Source organism: Nitrobacter sp. 62-13 (assembly GCF_001896955.1).
Classification (GTDB): Bacteria; Pseudomonadota; Alphaproteobacteria; order Rhizobiales; family Xanthobacteraceae; genus Nitrobacter.
On the sequence record NZ_MKRN01000137.1, the window covers coordinates 1 to 9,716 of the forward strand.

The following is a 9,716-nucleotide window of genomic DNA, read 5'->3' on the forward strand; positions in this document are numbered from 1 at the left end:
CTTCACGACCTGATGCTCTATGTGCTGGTCCCGGCCATCAACGGGGGCACCGTAGATTACGATCATCCGCTGGTCCACGCGGCAACTCGGCTCAACGTAGCGGTATCGGCGGAGATATCGAGTGCCTTCGGCGCCTTTGGGCAAGGCCGGATGTTTGTCTGTCGGAAACCTTGATGCCGGAAGCTGACGCCAGCCCGCTCCACAGCGGCCTCTTTCTGGATCTCGACGGCACGCTCGCTGACAGCCTGACCGCGCTGAAAAACGTCTACCATTGCTTTCTCGCTTCCTTCGGCGCGAACGGCGACGAAGTCGAGTTTCAGCGGCTCAACGGACCGCCGCTTGGCGAGATTATCGAACGGCTGAGGGTGGCTCACAAACTGCCCGGAATACCGGCCGATCTCCTGCAAAAATACTCGGCCATGGTGTCGCAGGCGCAGCAAAGCGTGCGTCCCGCTGCCGGCGCACATGAATTGCTGGCGCACGCCCGCGCGTGCGGGTTGAAGATCGCCATAGTTACGTCGTCATCCAAACTGTCCGCGCAAAAATGGCTCGCATTCGGAGGGCTCGCCGACAAGATCGACGATGTCGTCGGCGGCGATGAGGTGAGCGCAGGCAAGCCCGCTGCCGAACCCTACCTCAGGGCACTGAAGCGGCTGAATTGCTCGGCCGCCCTGTCGCATGCCGTCGAGGATTCCCGCATCGGCGCGATGTCGGCAGTTGCCGCGGGGCTCCAGACGTGGGCATTGGCGCCACCGAACAATCGCGCCGGGTGGCCCGCTCAGGTCGTGTTCATCGAACGCCTCACCGATCTCCTTGGAAGAATACCGGCATGCTGAATGTTCATCTGCTTCAGTCGGAGCCGAAAGTAACGCTGGGAGCGGCAGCGCCAACCATCGGACCGGACATCGAGGCGCGCGTGAACGAAATCTGGCAGCGCGAAAAACAGCTACGCTCCCACGAGCTCTACAACGGACGATTGTTCAGCGTCGATCATTGTGATGCCAAAACGATCGTCGGCTGGATTTCGGAGTACCGGTACTTCCTCGCCCAACGACGCGAGCCGAGCCTTCATGCCGCGCTGAAGATCAAACCGCTCGCCGTCACAGGTATCCTGTCCTGTCCGGATGGCGTTTTATTCGGCCGGCGCAGCGGTCGCTCCGAGATGGAAGCCGGGTGCTGGGAGCTGGTGCCGTCAGGCGGCGTTGACGACGCGGCAGTCGGGTCGGCCGGACAGGTGAGCCTCGAACGATGCATTCTGATCGAACTCGAGGAAGAAACCGGCATCGGAGCGTCCGAGCTGTCGGCGAATTCCAGAGCCGTGGCACTCGTCGAGGATTTGCAAAGCCACGTCACCGACGTCGGAATCATGCTCGCGACCGCCTGCTCGGCCGCGCAAATCCAGCGTCGCTTCGCGGCGCTTGGGAATCGTGAATATTCCGAGCTTGAAATCGTTGCCCCCGCCGAAGTGCGGGCGTTTCGGCGTAACCGGGCCGACTCGCTGGGCGCCGTTTCCGCCGCCCTTCTGGATGCTCTCATGCAGTCCGGCTCCGGCTTCCCGGAAAGCGCCTTTGACGTCGCGCAAGATAAACCAGGAGCGTAAATTGTGATGCAAAGCCCGGAACTCATCATCGGGGGGCGCAAGATCGGCCCGGACTATCCTCCTTACATCATCGCCGAACTGTCAGCGAACCATAACGGCAAGCTTTCGAAGGCGCTGGAGCTGATCGAAGCCGCTGCCGCCACCGGCGCTGACGCGATCAAGATCCAGACCTATACGGCCGACACGATGACCATTCCTCACGATGGCGAGGAGTTTTTGATCAAGGGCGGCCTGTGGGACGGCTACAGGCTCCACCAGCTCTACCAGCAGGCTCACACACCCTATGAATGGCATGGGCAAATGTTCGCGAAGGCGCGCGAGCTTGGGATCACGATCTTCTCCAGTCCCTTTGACGAGACCGCCGTCGATCTGCTCGCAGGGCTCGATGCTCCCGCCTACAAGATCGCATCGTTCGAGGTGATTGACCTGCCGCTGATCAGATATGTCGCCAAACAGGGCAAACCGATGATCATCTCGACCGGGATGGCCAATCTCGGCGAGATTCAGGAGGCGGTCGAAACAGCGCGCAGCAATGGCGCCGGCGGCATCGCCTTGTTGCACTGCACCAGCGCCTACCCGGCTCCGATTGAGGAAGCGAATGTGCGCACGGTGGCGCATCTCGGCCAGGCCTTCAACGTCGTGTCCGGCCTTTCCGATCATGCGCCGGGCTCCGCCGCCTGCGTCACTTCGATCGCGCTGGGCGGCTCCATCATCGAGAAGCATTTTACGATCTCGCGCGCCGACGGTGGTCCAGACGCAGCGTTTTCGCTCGAACCGCACGAGTTCAGGCGGCTGGTCGACGACTGCAAGTCGGCATGGTTGGCGCTCGGATCTGTCGACTATGGCCCCTTCCGGAGCGAGAAGGCCAACATGCGGTTTCGCCGTTCGATCTACGCAGTCAAGCCGATCAAGGCGGGGGAGCCGCTGACGAGCGAGAATATCCGCGTCATCCGGCCCGGCTTTGGCCTGCCGCCAAAGCATCTCCCCGACGTCATCGGCCGCACCGCCGCGCGCGACATCGCCTATGGTGAAGCGCTGAAGTGGTCAGCGATCGCGTGACGGTCCCGCCATCGCGCCGCTAAGCTGTTATGAACTCGTCGCGGGAAATGCCTCTCTCGAAACCAGCATTGGCAAGTCATTTCGGAGAAACGACTTTATGTTTATGAAGAGAGGATCTTCTTCCAATCTAAAATTAGACAACGCCAGTGTCGCACAGCGAAAATATTCTGCAGGGGCCCAACGCTTATCGGGAATCAAGATCGATTTACTGCGAAATCCCTGGAGCATGCAGTAGGAATAAGCCAATGCGCGTCGGCGCTGCTCCGCCGGCATCGACCAAGCTTCTCGCGACACATTCAACAGAATGCTCCTCAGAGCTTCCATGCTGGATGCCTCCTCGACAATGCCGAGGCCAGAAAACTTATCTTCGCCCATCGCGATCATTCTATGTCCAGCCGCGGCCATTTCGTAGAGAACCGTTCCACGAACCGTGAGGCCAGCATCGCAATGCCTCATGACCTCGCCAGCGCTGAGGGCGCCATTTGCGAACCCGACATTTCTGATGTCGGCGCAGTATTGACGCAGCGTATCCCACGAACGCTTCCGGTCATAGCTGTCGTTCAGCGGATGCGGCTTAATAATCAAGTTGAGACGTGTCAGTTGCCGCACGAGATCAACGACGTCGACAACAGCTTGCCAGTAATCGTCCGAAAGTTGCCTTGGCCGCGTCAGCGGGGCGTCCTGAAACGCATGCGCGAACACGCAGACCGTCCGATTCCTCGGGTTTACACCACAGTTCTCAAGGAAAGCCTCGCGAGAAACTTGTAGCTGCTCGACAACATCACGGTTCAGTAGCGGCTCGATAGTCCGCGCCAGCGTGCCTCCAACAGCGCCGTCGAATTGGTCAAGCCTGCGATCATTCAGCAGAGCTTGATCGAAAGCGTACCTTTCCAGCATCTCCTTGCAATCGCTGGGAAGACCGGACGACAGGTCGGTTGGATCCCGATATCGCGTAACAGCAATTGGAATATACTGTTCTACCAGGAATGTTGGCGCGCTGTGCATGGCCGAAAAATCAGCCAGCTGTCCCGACACCGAATAGCAAATGTGCCCCAATACACTCGCTCGAATCGGGGACGTTCCAAACATCATGGGAAGGGCGTCGTAATCGGCCAACACGAGCTTTGCAACTGCGAGGAGTTCGTCGTTCAGATTGTCGATGGTGCCGACGCCAAATCGTCTCAGAAATTCATTGTAAATCAGAAGACCGCATCGTGGGGATTTCGGCTCTGATAGTGACCGGATCGCTTGCCTGAGCGAGGATCCCGACCTTCCCTGCAGTCGCTTGCGAAGGTCACTCTCTGCATTGACCGACCAGACAGGATCGGACAGGAAACGATTGCGAAATTCGGAGATATTGTAAAAGCGACTGACGCCAAACGAGCGAGCGAGCGCCTGGTTCGCTTCAATATTTGCCTTTCGAACACCACTCCCTCGAATATCACCCCCTCGAATATCACCAAAGTCATCGGCGAAAATCCCGACGATTTCGCCTCCCCATATGTGCTGTATGCACTTCGCAATGACGCAATTCGCGAACAGGTGGGAGTGCACGTTGTCATTGTGATAAAGATCAAGAATTAAGACACCGTCAGACTTGGGCGGGCTGAAGGATGTCCAGAATCGCCGATTTTCTTCCAGAAACTCGCTAATGTTCATCGTGCCACGAAAATCTCTCGCGATCTGTTCTTCAAATTCATGATCGCAAACCAAACCGAAAAAGTGACGTTCTATAGGTAGATCGCCATCTGAGATCCAGTCGGCCCCGGAATCTCAAAACACGACAATTTAGATCCTCAAGTTTCGAGCGCGTGGGATAGCCGTTCCATAACGTAATCTTGCTGTTCGGCGCTCAGGTTTGGATGAATAGGCAACGTCAGTGCGTAGTCGTAATATTTTTCGGCAGCCGGAAAGTCGCCACGGGAGAATCCCAAGGCCCGGTACCATGGTTGCAGATGGACCGGGATGTAATGGACGTTGACGCCGATACCTGAAGAGCGCATCGCCGCAAAAACCTCGGCGCGAGTACGCCGTACGGTTTCATCCAGTTCAATGACATATAAATGCAACGCCGAGAGAGTGCCCTCCGGCACGAACTGGCGAATCACGGGAAGACCGGCAAGCCCTTCGTGATAACGCGCCGCGATCGTCTGCCGTCGGGCGACGAATTCGACGAGGCGATCAAATTGCCTCACGCCGAGCGCCGCCTGAATGTCGGTCATACGGTAGTTGAAACCGAGCATCACCTGCTCATAGTACCAGGGACCTTCGGGAACGGCGGTCATGTCAGCGGGATCGCGCGAAACGCCATGGTTACGCAGCAGGCGCATGCGATGGGCGATCTCGGCAGAACGCGTGGTCGCCGCACCGCCCTCTCCTGTCGTCACGATCTTGACGGGATGGAAGGAAAAAACGGTAACGTCGGCGAGCTCGCTCGAACCGACCGGCCGATTCTGGTAGTATCCGCCAACGGCATGGCTCGCGTCTTCAAGGATGCGGAAGCCGTATCGATCGGCGAGCTGGCGGATAGAGGCAAGATCTGCGGAAGTGCCGGCGAAGTCCACGGGAACGACAACCTTCGGCAGGGTGCCGTCGCGCTCAGCCGCTTCGAGCTTGGTGGCTAGTGCCTCGACATCCATGTTTCGGGTCTTGGCATTGATATCGACGAAATCGACGGTCGCTCCGCAGTAGAGACCGCAGTTGGCGGAGGCCACAAAGGTATTCGGCTCCGTCCAGAGTCGATCCGATGGGCCGAGCCCGAGCGCAAGACAAGCGACGTGCAGCGCCGCAGTCGCTGACGAAAAGGCTACCGCTTCAGGCGCGTCCACTGCCCGCGCCAACGTCTCCTCAAACCGAGGGACCATCGGCCCCTGGGTTAGGAAGTCAGACCGAAGGACTTCGACGACCGCCTCGACATCCGCGCTCGAGATGTCCTGACGACCATAGGGAATCATGTCTTGGTCCGTTCATAAAATTTCCGGATTTGTTCCACAGAGTACCGAACGGGGTTTGTACCGGAGTTGTACTCGAAACCCCGCGCTACATGGGCACCAGTCTCGCCGAGACGGTTCTTCAAATAATCATAACCGCGATCGTGGAACTTGATCGACGGCCGCATCACATAATGATCGCCGAACTCGAGCGTCAAATGGCTATTATCGGCAGGGCACAGTATCTCGTGCAGCTTCTCGCCCGGCCGGATACCAATCAAGTTCTGTGGCAGGTGCGGCGCCATCGCCGTTGCAAGGTCGACTATCCGGATCGACGGCAACTTCGGCACAAAGATTTCGCCGCCATGCATACGTTGGAAGCACTTCAGAACGAAGTCGACGCTTTCCTGCAACGAGATCCAGAAACGAGTCATGGCGGTGTCGGTAATCGGCAATGACGTCGCGCCTTGCGCTATCAGTTTTTCGAAAAATGGGACGACCGATCCGCGCGAGCCGGCAACGTTGCCGTAGCGCACGACCGAAAAGGCGGTACGTCGTTTGCCTGCCATATTGTTGGCAGCAATGAACAGTTTATCCGATGCAAGCTTGGTAGCGCCATACAGGTTGATCGGATTGGCCGCTTTATCGCTTGAGAGCGCGATCACCTGCTCAACGTTGTTGGCAAGCGCGGCTGCCACAATGTTCTCCGCGCCATGAATGTTGGTGCGGATGCACTCCATTGGATTATATTCGGATGCTGTCACCTGTTTCATAGCGGCAGCATGAACGAAATAGTCGATCCCACGCGTCGCTTCGATCAACCGCTCGCGATCACGCACGTCGCCGATCAGCCAGCGAATGCAGGGCGCGTTTACTTCCTGCTGCATCTCGAATTGCTTGAGCTCATCGCGCGAATAGAAAACGAGGCGCGCCAAGTCGTAGCGTTCGAGCAGTATATTCGCAAATTTGCGCCCGAAGGAGCCCGTACCGCCGGAAATAAACACGGATTTGCCGTTGAACACTTGGACCTCTCTTTACCTGGGAATGGCGTAACCGAAGTCCGCGCGATGTCAATGACGGGACGGTGAGACTAAATCAACGAAGGGGAAGCGGTGGTGGTTAGCGCCCCGCCGAGAACATGTCCACGCCGCTAATCTTGGGGCTGGCGGAGATGTCGCGTGATACGAAGACCGCGTTCTCGTCTCTACGCGGCGGAGACCTCGGCCTGCTCCCAGCTCGGAGCCACCAGGCCGAAGACATTGCCGCGATGCTCCACGCCTTCGTTTACCGTGAAATGGTGGGGTCGGCAGTCCGCATATCATCTCCAACCACGATGCCGGGCAGACATCTCGATGGCATCACCGATGGCGATCACGCCCGAGGAACAAGCCACGCGTGGTGAAGTGAATAGCCTTAGCGAGGAGCGCCGAGTCCTGGATCAAGAGATTGGCCATCGCCGGTGGGAAATCGAACGCACGCAAAACACGGCTCGAGACGATCTTGACCTTGAAGGTCAGTCGCTTCCAGAGATGCCATTGCTGATTGACGTCACGCGCCGATCCGTCAGCGCGCGCTTGGCGTCGGCAAGCAAGGTTCCGACCGGTGGCGACGCTGAACTCGCCGCGACACGCGAGCAACGAATTGCGAACGTCACAAAAAATCCTTGAAAAATTCCACAGACTGATTCGATTTTTTAGTCTGCGTGGCGCTTGGGAGGAGCTAGAAAAATAGCTATTTTTCAAAAACTTAATGGCGCTCCCTAGGGGAATCGAACCCCTGTTTCAGCCTTGAGAGGGCCGCGTCCTAACCGCTAGACGAAGGGAGCGTACCGGACAGGCAATAGCCTTGAAATCGGTGCGCTGCAAGGTATTCCCCGGATCACGGCTCGCTCGCGAACGTCAAGGTCCCGGCTGGCCGCAGCGAATGCAGGTCAAAGGTTCGGATCTGGACGGAACCGCCGACATCGAGGGTCACCACAAGCCGGTCATCGGTCACCGCAGTGGCGGTGATCCTGGCGCCCTTAGGCAGAGTCGCCGTGACATCGGCCGCCGGCCTGCTTCCCTCGGCGCGGAAAACACGATAGCCGATGGCGATCAGGACGGCCGCCACGGCGAGCGCCGTAGTCAGACCGGCGATCAACATCATCCGCCGCACCCGCGCGAACAGCGCGGCCTGTTCCGGTGTCGGCTCGGGATTTACAGACTCGGTCATGCAAGGCTCTGCTTCAAAAGGCGCATCGTCGGATGACGGTCAAAGGATTGAAATCGTCGTCAGGGGTGACGAGGGATCGGCGCGCCTCGATCGTGTCCTCGCGGTGCACAGTCCGGACCTGTCGCGCTCCCGCCTGAAGTCGCTGATCCTGGCAGGTCAGGTCCTCGTTGCAAAACCTTCCATTGCGAAGGACCCGGCCAAGACTGCCCCCACCAAGACTGCCCCCATTCGTGACCCCGCTTACCATGTCGCTGCCGGGGATACGATCACAATCGACGTTCCGCCCGCAATATCCGCCGAACCGAAAGGAGAGGCCATTGCGCTCGATATCGTTTACGAAGACGACGATCTGATCGTCGTCAACAAGCCGAAGGGACTGGTCGTCCATCCCGCGGCGGGGCACGAGACGGGAACGCTGGTCAACGCCCTCATTGCGCATTGCGGCGAAAGCCTGTCCGGCATCGGCGGCGTCCGTCGCCCCGGTATCGTACATCGGCTGGACAAGGACACCACCGGCCTCATGGTCGCGGCCAAGAATGACGCCGCACATAAATCGCTGAGCGCGCAATTCGCCGATCACGGACGCACGGGCGCGCTGCAGCGGGGCTATCTTGCTTTTGTGTGGGGATTGCCAAACCGTCCGCACGGCACCGTGGACGCGCCCATCGACCGTCATCCCTATGCCCGCGAAAAGATGGCGGTGCGGGCTGGCGGACGCGAAGCGATCACCTACTGGGAGGTCCGAGAGGCCTTCACCAGCCGCGACGGCAAACCAGTTGCCGCCCTCCTCGCCTGCCGGCTCGCGACCGGCCGCACCCATCAGATCCGGGTGCACCTCGCTCATGCCGGCCACCCCCTGTTGGGCGACGACGTCTACGGCCCGCATTTCAAGACCAAGGCCAATCAACTAGAAGCATCGGCCCGGACCGCCCTCGGCGCCCTTGAGCGGCAGGCGCTCCATGCCTATCTGCTGGTGATCGAGCATCCCCGGACCGGAGAGGTCCTGCGTTGGGAGGCGGACCTGCCCAAGGACTTGTTTTTGCTGAAGACGGCCCTGGCGGCGACGGAATGACGCAGAATTACAAAAATATAGCTATACCAGATGGTTACGTTACGATCACGGAATCGTAATCCCTTTTTGTTCTTTTCTTTTCCGAATGACTTCGTTATGCTGCACCTGCGTTGAACATCCAACGTGGAACATTCGCAGCGCGGTGGCTTTACCTAAGGGACCGCCTGCCGGGCTCGCCGCTATCGGGGGCCTGAACCAGTGGAGGGCGCTACCATGGCCCGTACTGCTACCTTGCCGGTTCTCAATGGAGAATCTGGTCTTTCCCGTTATCTCTCCGAAATCCGCAAGTTCCCGATGCTGGAACCGCATGAGGAGTACATGTTCGCCAAGCGGCTGCGCGAACATGACGATCGCGATGCGGCGCATCATCTCGTTACCAGCCATCTGCGGCTCGTGGCCAAGATCGCCATGGGTTATCGCGGCTACGGCCTGCCGATCTCGGAAGTCGTCTCGGAAGGCAACGTCGGCCTGATGCAGGCCGTAAAGAGGTTCGAGCCCGAGAAGGGCTTTCGCCTCGCCACGTACGCCATGTGGTGGATCAAGGCGTCGATACAGGAATACATCCTGCGGTCGTGGTCGCTCGTGAAGATGGGCACCACCGCGAACCAGAAGAAGCTGTTCTTCAACCTGCGCAAGGCGAAGAGCAAGATTTCCGCGCTTGACGAGGGCGATATGCGTCCGGATCAGGTCAAACTCATCGCCAAGCGTCTTGGCGTCACGGAACAGGACGTTGTCGACATGAACCGTCGCCTCGGTGGCGACGCTTCACTCAACGCGCCGATCCGCGACGATGGCGAGGCCGGTGAATGGCAGGACTGGCTGGTCGATCACTCGCCCACCCAGG

Annotated in this window: 10 protein-coding genes and 1 tRNA gene; 6 read left to right on the forward strand and 5 right to left on the reverse strand. The window is 58.9% G+C overall.

Annotation, left to right across the window (positions count from 1 at the left end; translation table 11 throughout):
* Positions 1 to 173 precede the first annotated feature (173 nt).
* The 3 genes from BGN91_RS10210 to pseI are packed head-to-tail and all read left to right on the forward strand — an operon-like array spanning position 174 to position 2,659.
* Positions 174 to 836, forward strand: coding sequence for an HAD hydrolase-like protein (locus BGN91_RS10210; RefSeq protein ID WP_292612798.1), 663 nt, complete (start codon positions 174 to 176; stop codon positions 834 to 836).
* Positions 830 to 1,600 carry an NUDIX domain-containing protein gene (locus BGN91_RS10215; protein ID WP_292612800.1) on the forward strand — a complete coding sequence of 257 codons (771 nt, stop codon included), beginning with the start codon at positions 830 to 832 and terminating at the stop codon, positions 1,598 to 1,600. Before BGN91_RS10210 ends, BGN91_RS10215 begins: the two co-directional genes overlap by 7 nt.
* A 6-nt stretch (positions 1,601 to 1,606) precedes the next feature.
* Positions 1,607 to 2,659, forward strand: a complete 1,053-nt coding sequence (pseI, locus tag BGN91_RS10220; RefSeq protein ID WP_292612813.1) for a pseudaminic acid synthase — start codon at positions 1,607 to 1,609, stop codon at positions 2,657 to 2,659.
* 27 nt (positions 2,660 to 2,686) lie between these two features.
* On the opposite strand, the gene BGN91_RS10225 is transcribed toward pseI, so the two are convergent.
* From BGN91_RS10225 to pseB, 3 genes are all read right to left on the reverse strand, one after another.
* Positions 2,687 to 4,318, reverse strand: a complete 1,632-nt coding sequence (locus BGN91_RS10225) for a hypothetical protein (RefSeq protein ID WP_292612802.1) — start codon at positions 4,316 to 4,318, stop codon at positions 2,687 to 2,689.
* Between the two features lie 137 nt (positions 4,319 to 4,455).
* Complete coding sequence (pseC, locus tag BGN91_RS10230) at positions 4,456 to 5,613, reverse strand: UDP-4-amino-4,6-dideoxy-N-acetyl-beta-L-altrosamine transaminase (protein WP_292612803.1); 1,158 nt, start codon at positions 5,611 to 5,613, stop codon at positions 4,456 to 4,458.
* On the reverse strand, positions 5,610 to 6,611 hold the full coding sequence (gene pseB / locus BGN91_RS10235; RefSeq protein WP_292612804.1) for a UDP-N-acetylglucosamine 4,6-dehydratase (inverting): 1,002 nt from the start codon (positions 6,609 to 6,611) through the stop codon (positions 5,610 to 5,612). The genes pseC and pseB overlap by 4 nt, the downstream gene beginning before the upstream one ends.
* A gap of 342 nt (positions 6,612 to 6,953) precedes the next feature.
* On the opposite strand from pseB, the gene BGN91_RS10240 reads away from it, so the two are divergent.
* Entirely contained in the window at positions 6,954 to 7,256 is a 303-nt protein-coding gene (locus BGN91_RS10240) for a hypothetical protein (protein WP_292612806.1), read from the forward strand.
* 83 nt (positions 7,257 to 7,339) lie between these two features.
* Here BGN91_RS10240 and BGN91_RS10245 read toward each other — a convergent pair.
* Together BGN91_RS10245 and BGN91_RS10250 are read right to left on the reverse strand one after the other, a co-directional pair.
* A tRNA-Glu gene (locus BGN91_RS10245) sits at positions 7,340 to 7,414 on the reverse strand.
* Positions 7,415 to 7,467: 53 nt separating this feature from the next.
* Entirely contained in the window at positions 7,468 to 7,800 is a 333-nt protein-coding gene (locus tag BGN91_RS10250; protein ID WP_292612808.1) for a hypothetical protein, read from the reverse strand.
* Between BGN91_RS10250 and BGN91_RS10255 the strand changes: the two genes are divergently transcribed.
* Together BGN91_RS10255 and BGN91_RS10260 are read left to right on the forward strand one after the other, a co-directional pair.
* The gene (locus BGN91_RS10255; protein ID WP_292612809.1) at positions 7,799 to 8,872 is read left to right on the forward strand and encodes an RluA family pseudouridine synthase; all 1,074 of its coding nucleotides are present in this window, start codon (positions 7,799 to 7,801) and stop codon (positions 8,870 to 8,872) included. The two genes, BGN91_RS10250 and BGN91_RS10255, sit on opposite strands and share 2 nt — an antisense overlap.
* 213 nt (positions 8,873 to 9,085) lie before the next feature.
* Positions 9,086 to 9,716 (forward strand): RNA polymerase factor sigma-32 (locus BGN91_RS10260; protein WP_292612811.1); only part of this gene is annotated, 631 nt, incomplete at its 3' end.